The organism is Azohydromonas lata, assembly GCF_034427735.1.
GTDB lineage: Bacteria > Pseudomonadota > Gammaproteobacteria > Burkholderiales > Burkholderiaceae_C > Azohydromonas > Azohydromonas lata.
In genome coordinates this window covers 23,719-42,071 of sequence record NZ_JAXOJX010000003.1, presented here as the reverse complement: position 1 = coordinate 42,071, position 18,353 = coordinate 23,719, and the positions used below count along the sequence as shown (strand labels likewise).

18 protein-coding genes are annotated in these 18,353 nt (G+C 61.5%); 3 read left to right on the top strand and 15 right to left on the bottom strand.

Annotation, left to right across the window (positions count from 1 at the left end; genetic code table 11):
- Positions 1–69: 69 nt before the first annotated feature.
- The 4 genes from SM757_RS03645 to SM757_RS03630 all read right to left on the bottom strand — a co-directional run bounded on the left by SM757_RS03645 (position 70) and on the right by SM757_RS03630 (position 2,890).
- On the bottom strand, positions 70–303 hold the full coding sequence (locus tag SM757_RS03645) for a hypothetical protein (protein ID WP_322464416.1): 234 nt from the start codon (positions 301–303) through the stop codon (positions 70–72).
- 48 nt (positions 304–351) lie between these two features.
- Positions 352–1,530 carry a hypothetical protein gene (locus SM757_RS03640; RefSeq protein WP_322464415.1) on the bottom strand — a complete coding sequence of 393 codons (1,179 nt, stop codon included), beginning with the start codon at positions 1,528–1,530 and terminating at the stop codon, positions 352–354.
- Positions 1,527–2,267: a YaaW family protein gene (locus SM757_RS03635; protein WP_322464414.1), complete on the bottom strand. Its 741-nt coding sequence runs from the start codon at positions 2,265–2,267 to the stop codon at positions 1,527–1,529. Before SM757_RS03635 ends, SM757_RS03640 begins: the two co-directional genes overlap by 4 nt.
- A 452-nt stretch (positions 2,268–2,719) precedes the next feature.
- A complete protein-coding gene (locus SM757_RS03630; RefSeq protein WP_322464413.1) occupies positions 2,720–2,890 on the bottom strand; it encodes a hypothetical protein in 171 nt (56 codons plus the stop codon).
- 320 nt (positions 2,891–3,210) lie between these two features.
- Here SM757_RS03630 and SM757_RS03625 point away from each other — a divergent pair, with 320 nt between their 5' ends.
- Complete coding sequence (locus SM757_RS03625; RefSeq protein WP_322464412.1) at positions 3,211–4,914, top strand: SEC-C metal-binding domain-containing protein; 1,704 nt, start codon at positions 3,211–3,213, stop codon at positions 4,912–4,914.
- Positions 4,915–5,661: 747 nt separating this feature from the next.
- Here SM757_RS03625 and SM757_RS03620 read toward each other — a convergent pair.
- Positions 5,662–6,309: a hypothetical protein gene (locus SM757_RS03620; RefSeq protein WP_322464411.1), complete on the bottom strand. Its 648-nt coding sequence runs from the start codon at positions 6,307–6,309 to the stop codon at positions 5,662–5,664.
- 270 nt (positions 6,310–6,579) lie between these two features.
- Here SM757_RS03620 and SM757_RS03615 point away from each other — a divergent pair, with 270 nt between their 5' ends.
- A complete protein-coding gene (locus SM757_RS03615; protein WP_322464410.1) occupies positions 6,580–6,873 on the top strand; it encodes a hypothetical protein in 294 nt (97 codons plus the stop codon).
- A gap of 363 nt (positions 6,874–7,236) precedes the next feature.
- Here the strand turns inward: SM757_RS03615 and SM757_RS03610 are convergent, their stop codons facing one another.
- The 9 genes from SM757_RS03610 to SM757_RS03570 form a co-directional block, all read right to left on the bottom strand.
- On the bottom strand, positions 7,237–8,304 hold the full coding sequence (locus SM757_RS03610) for an IS630 family transposase (protein WP_322464409.1): 1,068 nt from the start codon (positions 8,302–8,304) through the stop codon (positions 7,237–7,239).
- 71 nt (positions 8,305–8,375) lie between these two features.
- Positions 8,376–8,729, bottom strand: a complete 354-nt coding sequence (locus SM757_RS03605; protein WP_322464408.1) for a copper-binding protein — start codon at positions 8,727–8,729, stop codon at positions 8,376–8,378.
- A gap of 2 nt (positions 8,730–8,731) precedes the next feature.
- A complete protein-coding gene (locus tag SM757_RS03600; protein ID WP_322464407.1) occupies positions 8,732–9,355 on the bottom strand; it encodes a YqaA family protein in 624 nt (207 codons plus the stop codon).
- 10 nt (positions 9,356–9,365) lie between these two features.
- Positions 9,366–12,515, bottom strand: a complete 3,150-nt coding sequence (locus tag SM757_RS03595) for an efflux RND transporter permease subunit (protein WP_322464406.1) — start codon at positions 12,513–12,515, stop codon at positions 9,366–9,368.
- Positions 12,512–14,182, bottom strand: coding sequence for an efflux RND transporter periplasmic adaptor subunit (locus SM757_RS03590; RefSeq protein ID WP_322464405.1), 1,671 nt, complete (start codon positions 14,180–14,182; stop codon positions 12,512–12,514). Before SM757_RS03590 ends, SM757_RS03595 begins: the two co-directional genes overlap by 4 nt.
- A gap of 5 nt (positions 14,183–14,187) precedes the next feature.
- Positions 14,188–15,414 carry a TolC family protein gene (locus SM757_RS03585; protein WP_322464404.1) on the bottom strand — a complete coding sequence of 409 codons (1,227 nt, stop codon included), beginning with the start codon at positions 15,412–15,414 and terminating at the stop codon, positions 14,188–14,190.
- Positions 15,415–15,572: 158 nt separating this feature from the next.
- The gene (locus tag SM757_RS03580) at positions 15,573–15,983 is read right to left on the bottom strand and encodes a hypothetical protein (RefSeq protein ID WP_322464403.1); all 411 of its coding nucleotides are present in this window, start codon (positions 15,981–15,983) and stop codon (positions 15,573–15,575) included.
- A 100-nt stretch (positions 15,984–16,083) separates the two neighbouring features.
- Positions 16,084–16,509, bottom strand: coding sequence for a Cu(I)-responsive transcriptional regulator (cueR, locus tag SM757_RS03575; protein ID WP_322464402.1), 426 nt, complete (start codon positions 16,507–16,509; stop codon positions 16,084–16,086).
- Positions 16,476–16,742: a hypothetical protein gene (locus tag SM757_RS03570; protein ID WP_322464401.1), complete on the bottom strand. Its 267-nt coding sequence runs from the start codon at positions 16,740–16,742 to the stop codon at positions 16,476–16,478. Before SM757_RS03570 ends, cueR begins: the two co-directional genes overlap by 34 nt.
- On the opposite strand from SM757_RS03570, the gene SM757_RS03565 reads away from it, so the two are divergent.
- Positions 16,741–16,983, top strand: a complete 243-nt coding sequence (locus SM757_RS03565; protein WP_322464400.1) for a heavy-metal-associated domain-containing protein — start codon at positions 16,741–16,743, stop codon at positions 16,981–16,983. The genes SM757_RS03570 and SM757_RS03565 overlap by 2 nt on opposite strands.
- Before the next feature lie 17 nt (positions 16,984–17,000).
- Here SM757_RS03565 and SM757_RS03560 read toward each other — a convergent pair whose 3' ends face one another.
- Positions 17,001–18,263, bottom strand: coding sequence for a type II restriction endonuclease (locus SM757_RS03560; protein WP_322464399.1), 1,263 nt, complete (start codon positions 18,261–18,263; stop codon positions 17,001–17,003).
- Positions 18,264–18,353: the final 90 nt, after the last annotated feature.

Here is an 18,353-nt window from a genome sequence, read left to right as displayed (position 1 = left end):
GCTGCTGCGCAGCGAGCAACGCAAATTGGCCCAATTTGGTGAGAAGGCCCTTGCCGCGTCGCAGCTTAGCTAGGCGCCGCCTTTCGCATCCTGGCGTCCGGCTTCACGCATGTATTGGCCATGCCAGCGCCAAATATTGGCCGCCAGTATGCCAGCGACGAAAACAGCAGCATAGTCCGTGAGTTGCTGCATTGGAGTTGAGCTATTGGTACACATGGCTGGGGTTTGGTTATTCGCAAAAACAAAAACATGGGGAACAGCGGGTGAGCAGCGCAGGGCCGTGGCGTCGATGCGTTTCTGCATTTCAATTGCAACGGCACGCCTGGTACAGCTCAATGGTCGGTCACCTTGTTATTCGACCAATCGCGGCAGCAATGCAGCCTCTTTTACTTTCCCTGCTTGATCAAATGAAATGGCAACTTTGATCATTGAATTCCGACCCAAGAGCGTACCGGCTTGTTTTTCTATCCTGCTGATCATGTCTTCGTGCGCCGACTGTTGTTGGTAAGCGGCCTTCAAATGAACAACCTGCCGAAGCTGAATGCTTTGACGCCTCAACTTAAGCGTACTGTCAGAGTTCAACACTGCACTGGTCAAGTGCTCCTTGGCCTTTTCATTCAAAGCTTCACTGTAGCGCTGCATGCGTGCACGCCACATCTCTCCATCCAGTTTGGGCCTGGAAAACTCCTTGCCAAGAGGGTCCAGGTAAGAAACTATGAAGTTTATAAGTCCGAAAAGATGAATTACAAGCTCATGCCGAGCCAGAAGAGGCTGCAAGGCTTCGGCATGACTCATGATGGCATTGAAGGTGTTTTCGGTACCACCAAAAGAATCAATGTCAGCCTGATTGTTTATCTCTTTGATGAGGCTGTCGGCATCCTCAAACAACTTGTCCCTGAATACGTATGCGTCGCGCGAAATACTTTCCACAACATATTTCATGTTGGTTGGTACTTCTTCCGGACCCTTTAGATTTTTCATGAAGGCTACGATACCTTCAAGATAGCTGATGGACCCTGACAGGTTTGATCGGTCGGCCGCTTCAAGCTTGTCCGCCAAACGGGAAATTCCACCCTTGATCGTCGCCAAACTTTTTTCTATGTCGGCCAAGTGCGATTGCGCGACGGCAATGCTCACCAGTTGAAATGCACCGGCCGCCAACTGGCGAAACTTGCCTGCCTCGACCACCCGTCCCTTGCCGACAATGATACCCGCCTTGTTGACGGCGTCGGCGAGAACTTCGCCTTCTTTGGTTCGCATCATGGTGTAGACACCGTCCCGCAACCCGTCCTGCACCTCTTTCTTGAAGGCGATTTCTATGGTTTTGCCAGGGACACTGATCGCTCCATTGAGCAAATCCATGGCAAGTTGAGAAGCTTGCTTCACCATATTGCTAGACTTGTCGATTTTGAGCGACTTGGTCGGGAACGCAGAAATTTCCGAGCCGCTGGCCACTACAGCATTTGATTCGTCACAAATAACAACGTCAGCCACAATCAGTCCTTGGTTTGTTGGTGGGTTGAGTTTCAAGACGCTTTGGTTTCCTTGCTCCTTTGCCGCAAATAGGCAATTTGCAGCACGCACGGCACGGTCACCCGGTAGGCCGGACTGGCCAGGTCGAAAAGTGCCCATATGACCGTCACAGCCCACCCTATGGGTCCGGCAAATGCGCCAATGCCTCGCATCAGTGCACCGTTGGCTGCCAAAACTAAGCCGCGGCCAAGCAGCTGCTCGGCCGCGCCGTTGGCAACGGCAGCAGCCAACATATAAGTTCCATAGCCACCCGCCACCACCGCCGCCTGCAATGCATCAATAACACCCGGGCCTGCGCCTACCACCCTCCCGCCTGAAATCTTCGAAGCGAAATCCCGTTGTTCAGTAGGCGACATCTTTTCCATGGCCTTGACCGCAACGGCAAGGAGAATTTTGGTTTCTAGGCTTTCAGTAGACTCGGTTTTATCCGCCTTGACCTTGAAATGGCTGGCGACATCTTCAACAATTTCCGGGTAGGGAACCCCCTTGCCGCGAAAGAAATTCATGATGGTATTGCCACCAAAATCCTGAATTTCCTTAGCAAGCACGTTTATGTTTTCGCTTAGGGCATTTGACTGTCTGCAAACCTCCAGATAGGCGCGCACGGATGAGTCTAGGGAAATACGCCCCTTGCCACTGTCAGTGATGTAGTCGGAAATGATAGTCAAATCACTTTCCTCCGCGGTCTGAAGAACGCCGATCAAATCCAGGTCGGTGGTGATGTATTTGCTCATGATTCTATCTATTGGCGGTGACGAGCATTTCAGCTCTGAGCGACTTCGCGGTTACCCAGCATTGTCGCCAGTGCGGTGGCCTGTATTTTCTTTCCCTTGCCCTGCTTGCGAACAGCGCCTTGGGCCATGGCCGTCATGGCTAGGATGCCGACTTGCTGTCGGCTGTTGATATCTAGGGAGTAATCCTCGCCCTGCAATGTTTCGACAAGCTTAGAGGAACAGTCCAGTCGTGCTACACACGCGGCGCCCAGAAGCCTGGGACCGTTAACTTTTACCGAATCCTTGCGTAGATAAGCACCTTGTTGAGCAAGAGCAGATTGCGGTACAAATGCTCCCAGCCTAATTCAGCGCACTTCTCTTTGCGGGACGGCTACCTGTGCGTCTCGACCGCTCGCAGAATTACTGAATCCGGCTATTTGAATTACTGGACTTCAACAGGCATTGATTTACCCTTAGGCAACTTGATGCTGAACGCTCTGCACCAGTGCCTGGCCTTCAGCCAGGGAGAGGCCGAAGTCTGCCGGTGTAGCGCCATCGACGCGGCGCCTGAAGGTGCCGACGACCACAGGCTCGCAAGCTGTGCCTCCTTGCTGCTGCACCAATACCGTCCATTGGTGTTCCATGGCGGCCTCCGGTGTCGCGATGTCAGGCAGCGCAGCCTACGCCGTCGGTAGCCAGACTCCTCCACATTCTTTCCACTCCCACGATTAACGGACTTCAACATCTCGAGCGCCAATAGCCCGGAGTTGGACGCCGCATACGTTGAATACTGCTTTGACACAAAGAGTTGTTTCATTGGCATAAGCGACACTAGGGATGTGCTGAACAATTCGCTTTTTCTCGCTGAGCGCGTTGCAAGCTGTTGATCCGCAGTGGTCCGGCGATCGACAACTTGAATTGATCAGCGTTTCCCTAGCGCATCAAGAATCCTCATTCTTATCCCATGCTCGACACTGATTTAGCCGATGCCCTCTCTCCTCAAATAGGCCGTCATTACCGTGAAGCCCTTACCCACATCGAAGCCGTTCCTGCCCACGCTTTGTCGCAACTACGAGCTTGTGCACATTTAATCTGCGATTCATTGGCTAAAGGCATCTCGTTGCCTGCGTCTGCTGCCCGCGATCTTGGCCGTAAGATTGAATACTTGCTACAGCGCGGCGTCATAAATACATCCATTGAAAACCTGCTGGAGACCTTAAGAATTAATGGGAACAAAGGTGTTCACCCTGAGAAATTTGTTTTGGCGCCACAACAGTTGGGGGAACTGGCGCACGAGTCGTTGAGTGCAGCACAACGTCTACTTGAAATATGTTTCCGACGCCACTATCCAAATCAGATTCTCGCTAAAGTCGAAAATTCAAATCTAAAACTAATCAACATTCAAGGCATAATATATCAAGCTGCGGTTGAACGAGATCCCGAATCTTGCTATATAGCAGGCAAGTGGTTGCTCTCAAAAATCAAAGAGCATGCCCCGGCAATTGACGCGAACGATTACACTGAAACAATAGATCAAATGCTATCTAATCAAGCGCTTCGAGAACAAGCCATTTTATGGCTAAACCACGGCTCCTCTGCTCAGCACATGCCTTCGACTTATGAATATGGTCAACTTCTGGCTCAATGCTTTGCTGGCGAAGAAAAAATTAGCTTGGGAGAGGGTCTTATATACAAAGCCGCTCAAAAAGGGCATGTCGAAGCTCAAAATCAGATGGGAGCCTACCATTTGTATGGTTCAAAAATATTTGAGAAAGACTTAGTTGAGGCACGTAAATATTTTGAGCTGGCCGCATCCGATGACAATCCTATGGCATTGGCTCAACTGGGTTATATGTACAAGCATGGCTGGGGTGGTCCAAAGGATGAGATTGCGGCACTCGAATGCACCAAAAAATCTGCTGAAGCTGGTTACCCGCAAGGTCAGTATAATTTTTTTGTACATTTATGGGACGATGGGCTGTCTACTGAACAAAATTCAACAGCTTTTTCTTGGCTTCAAAAGGCTGTAAAGCAGAATTTCCCGGAAGCACTGTTAACCATGGCCAATCTTATTAGATCGAATATGATTAATGGCAAAAACTTCTCTGACGCGGAAAAACTATATGAGCAATGCTTACATTACCCAGAGACAAGCAGCAAAGCAAGAGTGGAACTTGCTAAGCATTACTTTTATTCCAGTCGCGAATTTAAACACTTGCTTATCGCCGCAGCATTAATTCAAGAGTGTTATGAACGTGAAAAAGGCGAAGGCAAATTATCACAGGAGTGCTTAAGTATCTCACCAAGTCTGATAACAAAGATCAGAAACGAGCTTGCAGGGTTTGCGCTTGACCATAAAACTTTTGAAAACGCCTTTCTTGTCCTTCAATATTTTGATCAAAATGGTCGCCCATGTCTTAACCGGATGACGAAAAGTCGCGAAATTTATAACAATATAATGAATATTTCGAAAAAAATAAGGTCGAAAAATCACCCAATACAAAATGACCCGGGAATTTTGCTTCAGAACTTCACCAATCTGCCAACAGTAAATTTTTTGAATCACTTTAAAAATATTAAAGAGCACTCACTGTATACCAAAGTTGGTCGAAATGAGAAATGCCCATGCAATTCAGGCAAGAAATACAAACACTGCTGCAGTGGATAGCAATCTTGATAAAAGACCTATTTAGATACTCTCTGCGTAAAGGCGCGGCAAGCGTGCTGAGCGACATCCTAGTCATGAAGCAGGGTGACCTCGGGGGTGTCGGACTTTCGATGCATTTTGGTGCGCTTGACCCCGATTTCTTCTTTCACGACAAGCACTTGCAAAACGTTGTACGACTATCATTGAGGTAGCCACTGCAAGCAACGCAAAACGTTGACTTCACAAACTTTTTTCACTCAGGCGCACCAAAATGCACCGAAAATCCGAGAACCCCGAATACAGCCGCGGCGAGCGTGGGCCGATTGCGTCGAGGGTTTGGATATTGCCCGGCCAGACATTTCCAGCCTGAAATTGGGCATCGGAGCATTATGTGAAATGCATCCAGAGCATGGCATTCACAAACAAGGTAACTTTTTAATTGTCAGCAGCGTCTGAGTATTTCAACTGAATATATCCTCAGTTCAGCCTGGAAATGTGCTCGCCGCTCGATTTTAGGTAGCAATGAAGTCAGGTGTTAATTGACAAATTGAAGGCATCCTAGAATACGGAAGCCAAATCACTTTTAAGGTATTGCTGCCAACCGTCGTCCTTCGTTACGAGTCCCATACCGCTCTCCGGCGCAGTACTGACTTCTTAGACTCGGCCAAATGGGATAGGTTCTAATTTGTGGCTGGCCAAATATCAATTTTCAGACCTGAATCCGTGACTTGGATGGTAGCTGGTCAATTCACGGATTCAGGTCAAAGGCTACCGACAAGCATCGTCGCGGCCCGCTTGTCGGCGACGCCATACCGGGCCCACGAAAATCAGCGCAAAAGTCGCCAGCAGCCAGGCGGGGGGTTCGGGAACCTGTGTCGGAACGCCATGGAGCCGGTAGGTGAGGTCGAAGAATCCGGGCGTGCCTTGAATATGGTTTCGGTCCAACTGGCGCACCCCTTGCGCGGCCGGGCCCTCCGCAGCGATGGAGAGCCATCCGATGTCCTGGTTTGTTCCAGACACCCCAATCCAGTAATTACCCGCGCGCAGGAATACCGGATTAAGATCGATTTCCGCCCGGCGAATTTCGGTCGATTCATCGACCGCACGATCTATTTGGTCCTGGAATTCATGCCAATTATTCCGCCCCGGCTGGCCTTGAAAATCCCTTCGGATTTTTATCGTCACCGCGCTGCCCGGCTCGCCGAGAAATGGGGAGGTGTAAAGATCGAAGCGTGTCAGGCGGCTGTCCTGAGCCAAGTCCAAGTGGACCAGGAAATTTTGCCCGTCAGACCGGTTTTCAGGGCCGCCGGCCAGTTTGTCCACCACTGGCGGCTTGTCCACCAGCAGGATCGCGTGGCCCACTCCGCTCCACGAGGTCAACGCGGCCATAGCCAGCCATACGGCAGAACATCTCATTGTTGCTCTCCTTCACGGCCCGCCGCGCGGCGCGCGCCTGGGTCGCAAGGTGAAACATGGCACCACAACGGCCGCTGGACCAGGAAGCAGTTGCTACGTCTGCTACAGACTGGTGCACCGGCCCGACCGGAGCATTCAATTGCAGACGGGTGCGCGTGAATCCCGGCCATTCCCTTTTGTGTTTTTTAGCTTGAGCCATCGACCTGTCTTAAAGCGGATCGGTCTTGCGAAGGTGCTTCATTATAAAAATCAGGCAGCCAATGAACTATCATGGCAGGATGCTTAGATAGTCATCAAAATTCAGCTGTCAGCAATATGGATTGCCATCATATAATTAGGCTTGCTGTACTGGCTTTGTCGCTATTGAATTCTGATTATTATAATATATTTAAATATGTCACAGGAAATATTAATTGTTTTGACAAGATTCAAGCAAACGCAACTCTTCAAGAGTTGGGGCAGTGGAGTGTATTTTTAATAGGAGTTCAAGGGAGTGCAATTGCAGTCATGGGGTTCTTGTTTGAAAAGGTTAGCGTTAAGCAAGCGGGTAAAAAATTCAACTGAGTGATTGGCAAACAACCCTTACAACCGCAGCAATACTATTCTTTGGCATATCAATTTTATTGGCAACCTGACTTTTGGTTGCAATACCTTCAATTGGAACCTATCCCATTTGGAGATTGGTTCGTCAAACAAAAATGCCGCAAGCCAAATGCAGCATGACCAACTAAGTATCGACTCGCTTTTCCCAACGTACCAGAGGTTGTCAGACTTTCGGTCCATTTTGGTGCGCTTCGATCCCAAAAAACAACGGATTCAATAACTCGCGTCGCTGCTGACAGTCACCACAACAGTCGTCGTACAACGTTTTACAAGTGCTTGTCGCACAATAAGAAATTGGCAGCAGGCGCATTATCAACCCGGCAATTAAAAAGAGTACGTGGCCCGTGAGCTGGCGTACACGGCCTGCTCGTCTTCGAAATAGCCCCTGACACGCTGTGGCATGTCGCTCAGCGCCTCCATGAAACGCAGGGCAATGCGCTTGAGAGTGCTACGGTCGCTGCTGCCAGGGCGCATGCGCAGTTCAGTCTTGAGGTCACGGTTGACGAGTTCGTCGGGGTTCATCTGCGGCGAATGCGGTGGCAGGTAGAACAGCTCGATGTCGTCCTTCCTGGCCTGCGCCCACTGCCGTACTTTTTCGGCGCGGTGCACGGCCAGGTTGTCCACGATGAGAAACACTTTGGCCGGCGAGTCGTGCACCACATCGGCCATAAAGTCGATGAAGCGCTCGGCGTTGATGGCGCCATCATGAAAGCCAAAGCGCAGCAGGCCCTGGTTGGTAAGCGCCGAGATCATCGTGATGCCGGGCGTAGGGCGCCGTGCAGCGTGCTCGATCACGGGCGTGTGGCCTTTGGGTGCATAGCCGCGCAGCCAGGCCGTATCCTGGCGCACGGCCGTCTCATCCGCCCAATGCACCAGGGCCCTTTCGACCTTGGCACGCCGCACAATGGTTGGATACTCAACCTCCAGCCATTGCCGAACTTGCTCGGGTCGCTGCTCCAGCGCCCGCTTGGCTGGGCGCTGCGGCGTGAAGCCCCAGCGCCTCAAGTACTCGCCTACCGTGCGGACAGGCATGTCAATACCAAAGTCGAGCTTGATGGCCTCCTGCACGGCCTTGCGGCTCCACAGCGCATAGGGCAGTCCCAACCGCGCCGGGCTGCCGCCCACGATCTGCTCGCGCAGCCGTCGCTCGTCTTCGAGCCCGAGTGTGCGCTTGTCGCCCAGCAGCCGGCCGCGGCGCGTCGAAGCCACGTCTGCGGGCTGCTGCTCATTGAGTCGGTAGCGGTTCACCCAACTCATGACCGTGGAGCGGTGTAGCCCCACGATGGCTGCGATCTCGTCCCACGTCTTGTGCGCCTGTCGCAACCGGTGCGCCTGACGACGCAGTAACTGCAGCGATTCCTCGGAAAGTTTGCGACCGTCGGGCTTGTCCATGAGTACAAATTAGGCGGTCGGGTCTCTTATTGCCAGGTTAATAAGTCTGCCGCAATCGATCGTTTTTCGCTCTATGGGCTGTCAAGCAATCGCAACTCGGTCACGGTCAATATTCCATCAATCAACGTCAGCACGAAGCTCACCGTCTCCCCTGCCCTGACGACGGTCATATCAACCGAGATGGCCACCGGAAAATCCATGGTCATCGCCGGCATGCCCAAGCTTGGCATGTCGTCGTGGTCCACCGTGACGAGCCGGTTAGGGACATCGACGTCCAATAGCTTGCCAATCCCCCTGAACGTGGCCGGCGCAGCCGCCGATTCCTTTGCAGGGCTGACCGGCGCAGGCTCAGCGGCCTGCACCGCGATGACCGCCGTGCACAGTGCCGCGGCTGCAAAAATGATGCGGGTCAGTTTCAATTGCATGCTCACCTTCTTGAAGCAGGCTGCTCGTTCCCATACGGAGCCTTGCGCGCATCGCGCTCCGACGTCGCATGGGTGAGCGCCGCGCCCAGGGCGTCAAGCTGGCGCTGCCGGGTGCGCAGCCTTGTCGAGGGGAACGCCGCTGCGAGCCAAGCATAGACCACGTACTTCAACAGCTTGCCGGCCCACAACGCCACGATGACCTCGGCCACCGGCAGCCGCGAGATGGCGGCGAACATGAGCGCGGGCGTCAGCGGCAGGGGCAGTGCCGAGATCAGTAGCAGCGCTGGCGTCCCGTAGGTGCCGAGCCACCGGGTCGCGTCCGCCCACGCCGCCGAGCGCACGACCTCCGGGTAGCTGTCGAAGAAGCGCGCCCAGCCCAGGTGGTGAAACACCAGGTACAGCAGCGCCGCGCCCAAGGCCGATCCCACGCTACCGCCTAGCGCCAGCATGAACCAGCGTCCGGGTGCGAGCAACACGGCCGCCACCAGGATCGACGCGAACGGCACGCTCATCGACAGCGTGGCTGCCGTTGCCATTGCGGCGACTACCAGCGGGAAGCTGTGGCGCTGCGCGTGCCGCGTCAGGGCGCGCAGCAGCCCGGTTTCCAGCGTGGGTCGAAACACCACGGCGCGCGCGTCAGGCGGGCTGGGCCCGCGCCGCGCCTCGCGGCTTGCGGGCGCGCATGAGCACGTAGGCCGCTGGCACGACGAAAAGCGACAGCAGCGGCGCCGTGACCATGCCGCCGAGCATGGGTGCGGCGATGCGGCTCATGACCTCGGAGCCCGTGCCCGTGGCCCAGACGATGGGCACCAGGCCCGCCAGGATCACGGCCACCGTCATGGCCTTGGGGCGCACGCGCAACACGGCGCCTTCACGGATGGCGTCCAGCACCACGTCGCGGCTGGGCGCCAGGCCACGGTCCGCGCGGTCCTGCAGCGCATGCTTGAGGTACAGCAGCATGACCACGCCGAACTCGGCCGCGACGCCCGCGAGGGCGATGAAGCCCACGCCCGCGGCGATGGACATGTTGTAGCCCAAGGTCCACAGGAACCAGATGCCGCCCGTGAGCGCGAACGGCAGCGTGGCCATGATGAGCAGCGCCTCGTCGAAGCGCTTGAAGGTGAGATAGAGCAGCACAAAGATGATCAGGAGCGTCGCCGGCACCACGACCTTGAGCCGCGCGTTGGCACGCTCCAGGTACTCGAACTGGCCCGAGTACGCCAGGCTCATGCCCGGTTCCAGCTTCACCTCCTTGGTGACCGCCGTGCGCAGGTCGTTGGCCACCGCCGCCAGGTCACGCCCGCGCACGTCCACGTAGACCCAGCCCGAGGGGCGCGCGTTCTCGCTCTTGAGCAGCGGGGGCCCGTCGGTCACCTGGATCTTCGCCACTGTGCCCAGCGTGATCTGCTGCCCCATGGGCGTGAGGATGGGCAGGCTTGCCAGGCGCGCGGGCGAGTCGCGCCACTCGCGCGGGTAGCGCAGGTTGATCGGAAAGCGCGCCAGCCCCTCCACGGTCTCGGCCACGTTCTCGCCGCCGATGGCGCCGGCCACCACCGCCTGCACGTCGGCGATGCTCAGGTTCAGCCGCGCGGCGGCGGCGCGGTCGATCTGCACGTCGATGTAGCGCCCGCCGGTAAGCCGCTCGGCCAGGGCCGAAGAGACGCCGGGCACGCCCTTGGCGATGCGCTCGACGTCCAGCGCCACGCGGTCGATGGCCGCGAGGTTGCCGCCGGTGACCTTCACGCCGATGGGGCTCTTGATGCCGGTGGCCAGCATGTCCAGCCGGTTGCGGATGGGCGGCACCCAGATGTTCGCTAGGCCGGGCACCTGCACCGTGCGGTCGAGCTCCTCGATGAGCCTTTCCGGCGTCATGCCGGCGCGCCACTGCTCGCGGGGCTTGAGCTTGATGGTGGTCTCAAACATCTCCAACTGCGCCGGGTCGGTGGCCGTCTCGGCGCGGCCGGCCTTGCCGAAGACCAGCTCCACCTCCGGCACCGTGCGGATCATGCGGTTGGTGACCTGCAGCAGCTCGGCGGCCTTTTGCGCCGAGAGCCCCGGCAAGGCCGAGGGCATGTAGAGCAGGTCGCCCTCGTCGATGCGCGGCAGGAACTCGCCGCCCAGGCGCGACAGCGGCCACAGCGTGCTGGCGAAGACCAGCACCGCCAGGGCCAGCGTCGTGCGCGGCCGGTGCAGCACCCACTCCAGCGCCGGGCGGTACACCGCGATGAGCACGCGCGTGATCGGGTTCTTCTGCTCGTCCGGGATGCGGCCGCGAATCCACAGGCCCATGAGGACGGGAATGAGCGTCACCGACAGGCCCGCGGCCGCCGCCATGGCGTAGGTCTTGGTGTAGGCCAGCGGGCCGAAGAGCCGGCCCTCCTGAGCTTCCAGCGTGAAGACCGGGATGAAGGACAGCGTGATGATCAACAACGAGAAGAACAGCGCTGGCCCGACCTCCTCCGCGGCGCTGGTGATGACGTTCCAGCGCTCATCGCCTTCCAGTTGCTGCCCCGGGTGCGCGTGCTGCCAGGCTTCGAGCTTCTTGTGCGCGTTCTCGATCATCACCACGGCCGCGTCCACCATGGCGCCGATGGCGATGGCGATGCCGCCCAGCGACATGATGTTGGCGTTGATGCCCTGCCAGCGCATCACGAGGAACGCGGCCATCACGCCGAGCGGCAGCGCGATGATGGCCACCAGCGCCGAGCGCAGGTGCCACAGGAACACCGCGCACACCAGCGCCACGACGATGAACTCCTCGACGAGCTTGTCCCTGAGGTTGAGAACAGCGCGCTCGATGAGCGCGCTGCGGTCGTAGGTCGTGATGACCTCGACGCCCTGGGGCAGGCTGCCTTGCAGCTCGGCGAGCTTGGCCTTGACGGCGTGGATGGTCTCCTGCGCGTTCTTGCCCGAGCGCAGGATCACGATGCCGCCCGTGACCTCCCCCTGGCCGTCGAGCTCGGCGATGCCGCGGCGCATCTCGGGGCCGATCTGCAGCGTGGCCACGTCGCCCAGCTTCACCGGCACGCCGGCGCGCGCGGCCAGCGGGATGTTGCGGAAGTCGTCGAGCGACTTGAGGTAGCCGCTGGTGCGCACCATGTACTCGGCCTCGGCCAGCTCCAGCACCGAGCCGCCGTTTTCCTGGTTGCCCGCCATGAGGGCTTCGCGCACCTGGGCCTGCGTGATGCCGTAGGCCGCCAGCTTCACCGGGTCCAGCACCACCTGGTACTGCTTGACCATGCCGCCTACGGTGGCGACCTCGGCCACGCCGGGCAGGCTCTTGAGCTCGTACTTGAGGAACCAGTCCTGCAGCGCGCGCAGCTGCGACAGGTCGTTGTGGCCACTGCGATCCACCAGCGCGTACTGGAACACCCAGCCCACGCCCGTGGCGTCCGGGCCCAGCGCGGTCTTGGCACCGGCGGGCAGGCGGCCCTGCACCTGGTTGAGGTACTCCAGCACTCGCGAGCGGGCCCAGTACAGGTCCGTGCCGTCCTCGAACAGCACGTAGACGAAGCTGTCGCCGAAGAAGGAGTAGCCGCGCACGGTGCGCGCACCGGGCACCGACAGCATCGTGGTGGCCAGCGGGTACGTCACCTGGTTCTCCACGATCTGCGGCGCCTGGCCCGGCAGCGTGGTGCGGATGATGACCTGCACGTCCGAGAGATCGGGCAGCGCGTCCACCGGCGTCGTGCGCAGGCCCCAGATACCGGCGGCAGCGAGAAACAGGGTGGCCAGCAGGACCAGGAAGCGGTTGCCGACCGACCAGCAGATGAGCCTGGCGATCATCGTTCGCTCCCCGTGCCGTGGCCGGCGTGGGAATCGTGGCCGGCGTGCGCGTCCTGTGCCGGCACTGGTGCCGCGGCCGGCTTGGCCGGCGCGGCGCCGTCCCGCGCAATGGCGGTGACGACCGCCTCGTCACCCTGCATGCGGAAGCTGAAGCGCACCGGATCCTCGCCCTTGAGGCCGCGGGCCAAGCCGGGCCGCTCCAGCTTGAAGGGCATGGTCATGGGCGGCCACTTCAGCGCCGGCACGGCCTGGTGGTCCAGCGTGATGGTGTTGCCGTCCACCTCCACCACCTTGCCACGGGTCTCGTAGCTGGGCGCAGCGGCTGCGGGCTGGGTGGCCTTGGGCGTCGCCGCGGCCATCGGAGCCGCGCCGTGCGCGCCTTCATGGCCGGGTGGCGCCGCTAGCGCAGCCGGCGCCGGCGCCGTGCCGGCCGCAGCTTGCGCCACGATGCCGCGCAGGCTGGCTTCGGAGTCGATGAGGAACTGGCCGGAAGCCACCACCTGCTGGCCGGCTTCAATGCCACGGCGCACGGCGATGCGCTCACCCACCTCGGGCCCCAGCTCCACTTCCACCGGCCGGTAGCGCCCGGGCGCGTCCACCACGTACACCAGCGCGCGGCGCCCGGTACGGATCACGGCCTCGGCCGGCACCGTCACGGCTTCGCCCTGCGCGCCGCCCTGCAGCTGCACCTGGGCAAACATGCCCGCGCGCAGGCGCTGGCCCGGATTGGGCAGCTCGATGCGCACCCGCAGCGTGCGGGTCTCGGCGTTGGCTTCGGCCAGCACGGCCAGCACCTTGCCGCGCAGCGCCTCGCCCGGTGCGGCCGCCAGGCGCACGCTGGCCGGCTGGCCGATCACGACGCTGGATGCCTGCACCTCCGGCAGGGCAGCCTCGACCCAGACAGTAGAGAGGCCGTTGATGCGTGCCAGCGTCATGCCCGGCGCCACGGTCATGCCTTGGCGCACCATCAGCTCGGCAATGAGGCCACCGCCGGGCGTGGTGATGGTGGTCGTTGCCACGGGACGGTTCTCGCGCTCGACACGTTCGACCAGGCCCGCAGGTATGCCCAGCAGCACCAGGCGCTGGCGTGCCGCGGCGGTGAGCGCGGCGTCACCCGTGGCCCGTACGGCCAGGTATTCCTGCTGGGCGGCCAGCCATTCCGGGTGCAGCACATCGGCCAGCGGCGCGCCGGCGGCTATCACGTCGCCCGGGGCGCGGGCGTAGACCCGCTCGACGAAGCCGTTGGCCCGCGCCTGCACGATGCTTACGTCGCGTTCGTTGAGCTGCACCGTGCCGACGGCATCCACCGTCGTGGCCAGCGTTTGCTTTTCGGCCGTGGCCACGCGCAGGCCCAGCGCCTGCACGGCCTGCGGCGACACCGCCACGCCGCCAGCCGCGGCCCCGCCGCCGGCCTCGTCGGCGTACTTGGGCTGCAGCGGCATGTCCATGTAGGGCGACTTGCCCGGCTTGTCGAACTTCATGTCCGGCTTCATCGGGTCGTACCAGTACAGGACCTGGCGCTCGGCGGAAGCGGCAGGCGCCGCCGCGGCGGCGGCGTCGGTGCCGGTGTGCGAGGGCGCGCGCCAAGTGGCCAGCCCCCAGCCGGCGGCCATGCCGGCAGCAAGCAGCACGACGGCCAGGGCGATCTTCTTGGGTTGGGTGTTCATGGTGCTCACTCGGCGGTCAGGGTGGTGAGGCGCACGCGTAAATCCGCACGCTCGGCGTCCAGGCCCAGGGCACGCAGCCGCAGCTCCAGCGCCGCGGCGCGGGCGGCGAGCACCGCGCCCAGGTCGCCGCGGCCGCCCTGGTAGGCGCTGGTGGCCAGTGATACGCGCTCGGCGGCCAGGCGCTGGCCGTCCGTACGCAGCCGCTGCGCCTGCGCGTCCAGCGCCTGCAGCTCGGCCAACTGCATCTCGACCTCCTCGCCGTGGCGGCGGGCCGTGTCCTCGCGCTCGGCTTCGACGCGTTCGAGCTCGCGGCGCTTGCCCGCGACCTGCGGCTCCTGGCGCTGGCCCTGCCGCAGCGGCAAGTCGATGCTCACCTGGAAGGACACCATGTCGTCATAGCGCGGGCGGCGGGCATAGGCCACTTCCCAGGCCCAGTCGCCGCGCTTTTCACTCTCCGCTTCGCCGATCTCGGCGCGGGCCATGGCAGCCATCGCCTCGAAAGGCTGCAGCTCGACGTGGCGGTGCAGCGCCTCGCGCACGGCTTGGGTGCGCACTTCCAGCGCGGGCGCCTCGCCGGCCAGCGGCTCGTCGGCGCGCGGCCCCACCAAGCGGCGCAGCGTGGCGCGGGCCTTGGCCACGTCGCGCTGGAACTCGTCCTGGCGGTCGTCGAGCGCCAGCGCTTCCTGCCTCGCCATGGTCATTTCCGCCGGTTGGGCGCCGCCCGCGGCGACGCGCGCGGGCAGGGTCTGCAGCAGCAGCCGGTTCTCGCGCCGGAAATCCTCCAGCAGTCCCAACCGCTGTTCGGCGTAGTGCACCGCGAGCCAGGCGCGCATCGTCTCGCGCCGGGTCTGTAGTTCCGCCACGGCGGCCAGGCTGCGCTCGCGCTCGGTGCGGGCTTGCGCCAGCTGGGAGCGGGCCTCGCGCTTGGCGCGGTTGGGCACTTCCTGCATGACGCCCACGCGCTGCATGGTCATGAAGTCGCGCGTGAGCTTCCAGCGGTCCATGCCCGTGACGGGCAGGTTGTCGACGCCCACCGACAGGCGCGGGTCCGGCAGCGCCGCGGCCGCGGGCTCGGCCGCTTGCGCGCCGGCGACGGCGGCCTCCTGCGCGCGCAGCGCCGGCGAGGCTTGGCGCGCGAGATCCACCGCCTCGGCGAAGCCCAGGGTAGCGAAGGCAGCGGGAGCGTGGACGGCGGCAAGCGCCAGGGCGCAGCTGGCGACCAGACGGCGCAAACGGAGCTGCCGTGGCGCGGCAGGAGCGGGTTGCGCAAAGCGCACACCCGGGAAGGAGAAAGGCATGGCGGACCTTCGGAAATCCAGCAACCAGAAGCAAGGACAGGAACCCGGCGCGCACGCCGATGCGGCGTACCACCCGGGAGCAGCCCGTCAGCTCAATTCCGAAGGGAGAGGTGCGAGAGGTAGAGCGGCGGCGAGCCGCGCGGGGCGCCGTCCGTGGGCGGGCGCGAGCGGGCGGCCACCGATGGCGGCATGGCCAGGGCCGGCACCACCCACAGCAGCACCGGCAGCGCGGCCAGAGCCGTCCCGGGCTCGGGGCTGGGCTGCGGCGTCACTGACGCCGTGCCCTGCTCGCAGTGCGCCTTGCACAGCTGCGGCTGGTTGGGATCCATCGTGGCGTGCATGTCGCCGTCGCAGTCATGCATGAGCATGGCATCGGCGGGCATGGCCTCGGTGGAGGCCTGGGCCTGCGGACAGGCATAGGCGGCCGTCACCAGCTGCACGAGCAGCACAAACGCAGCCAGCCAGGCGGCCAGGCTGCGACGGTGACGGACGGTCAGGAACATGCCGGGAGTCTATGCGCGGCGCGCCGTCCGGAATTGACGGGCCTCAAGCGTGTAACAGCCGGGCAAGGCGGCCGTCGCACACATGGCCGCTGGGGAGCCTCTAGTGGCCGTGCTGCCCAAGGTCGTCCAGGATGGGGCAGTCTGGACGCTCGTCGCCGTGGCAGCACGAAGCCAGCCGCTGCAGCGTCTGCTTCATCGCCGTCATCTCGGCAATGCGCCGCTCCAGGTCCGCCACGTGTTCCAGCGCGATGCGCTTGACCGAGGCGCTGCTGCGCCGGCGGTCCTGCCAGAGCTTGAGGAGCTCGGCGATCTCGGCCATGCCAAAGCCCAGGTCGCGCGACCGGCGAATGAAGCGCAGCATGTGCACGTCCTTTTCACCGTATTGGCGGTAGCCCGATGCCGTGCGCTTTGCCGCAGGCAGCAGCCCAAGCGATTCGTAATGCCGCACCATCTTGGCCGAGACACCGGAGCGCGCGGCGGCCTCGCCGATGTTCAGGCTGGGTGTCTCGATGGTGGCGGCAGGCATGGCGGTCTCCTGGTGAAAAGCTTGTCCTTGAAAGCATCGGCTTGGCGCAGCGTTGGGCGATGCGCAAGCAAGTCGCCTTTCAGCATGAAGCTTGCCACGATGGCAAGGTCAAGGTTCCACGGCCCATGCCCTTGCCGGTGGAAGCGAATTGGAATGGCAGGTGTTGACCTTCCCACGATGGGAAGGAAGAAGCTGCCGTACATCAGCCACCCATCAGCAAGGAAAGTCACCATGATCGAGTTCACCGTCCCCGAGATGAGCTGTGGCCACTGCGTCGGCGCCATCACTCAAGCCCTCAAGGCCGTCGATCCGGCAGCCCAGGTCGATATCACCTTGGCCGACAAGAAGGTCCGGGTTCAAAGCGCGCTCGAGCCCCAGGCGCTAGTACGGGCGCTTGCCGAGGCCGGCTACGCGCCGGTTGAAGCCACCCCGGCGAAGTCGCCTGCCCGCGGCTGCGGTTGCGGCTGCCACTGAAAGCCCGAGATCTGCGCTTACAGCCGCTGCGAGATCTCCAGCAGCGGCTTCATGCCGGAGCCGAAGCGCCGCATCGGCTCCAGGTTCTTCTGCAGCTCGCCATAGGGCAGGTAGCGGATGCCGAGCGACGACACGCGCGAGAAGGCCGGGCGCTGCAACTGCTGGCGCACGTCCTCGCGCCGGTTGTCGGGTGCGACCAGGAACAGCACGCTGCCCTCGCCGATCTCGGTGCCCAGCGCCAGGTCGAGCATGCGCACGATGCCGGAGTAAATCGACGTCGAATGCTCGACCTCGAACGCGGCTGCGACCTTGGCACTGCCCGGGTCTATCCACACCACGTCGATGAGCCGCACCGCGTCCAGCCCCGTGCCGGCCGTGGGCGGAAATTCCGCCAGGCACCCGTCCGAGAGACGGCCGCCCGCGTACTCGCGGCTGCGGTCGTTGGCCGCGATCCAAACCTTGAAGCCTAGCGCGTGGCCCAGGTCGCGCAGCCAGCCCTGGACCTGCGTGTGCGTCGTGTCGTTGTCCTTCTCCGCAGCCCACGCCTTCTGGGCCGCCGCCGATTCCTCGCGCACCTTCTGCAAGTCGGCTTCCCAGGCCTGCAGCGCCGCCGCGTCGTCCTCGCGTGGAGGCGCGGCGTAGCGGCCACTGCCAATGTCGAACAGCAGCCCGGCGACGGCGCCCAGGTCGTTGGAGAGCTGCGCGCGGTGGGCCTGGTTGAGCCGGATCGCGCCCTCGCGCATCGAAAGGTAGTGGTCCCAGCGGCCGAGCTTGACGTTGCCGCCCGTCACGGCGTTGTAGCCCCTGACCATCGCCGTGTTGAAGGGCATCACCAGGGTGGGATGGATGAAGTACAGCAGATTGGCCACCGCCGGCCCCAGGCCCTTGATCTGCAGCGCGTCGATGCGCTGGATGGCCTCGATGACCGCTTCGGCCGTGTCGCAGCAGTCGCAGCTGTGCAGCAGCCGGGCGAAGGCGCGCTGGTTGGCAGCGTTCTCGTAAATGTCAGGGATGCGCAGCTTGGGCTTCCACAGGAAGGCATGGTCCGCACCCTTGAAGAGCTGGCGCTGCTCGGCCACCGACCGGACCACCGTCTCCAGCGCCGAGTCGCGGTAGGCGTTGCCGAAGGTGCCGGCATCGATCTCGCGCACAACTTGGCCGATGCCGCGGCGGATGGAGCGGAAGTTTTTGAGCCGCTCCTCCCAGAGGAACCAGGTGTTGTAGGTGCTGTGCGGGTCCGCCTTCCAATGGTCGATGAGGATCGGCAGGGTGTCGTGCATTGGGAGGGTCCGGTCGTTGTGGGTTCTTCGAGGAGCCGGACATGGTAGGCGGCGGCTGCCGTGCCCATGCCCCAAGCAGATCAAGCGGGA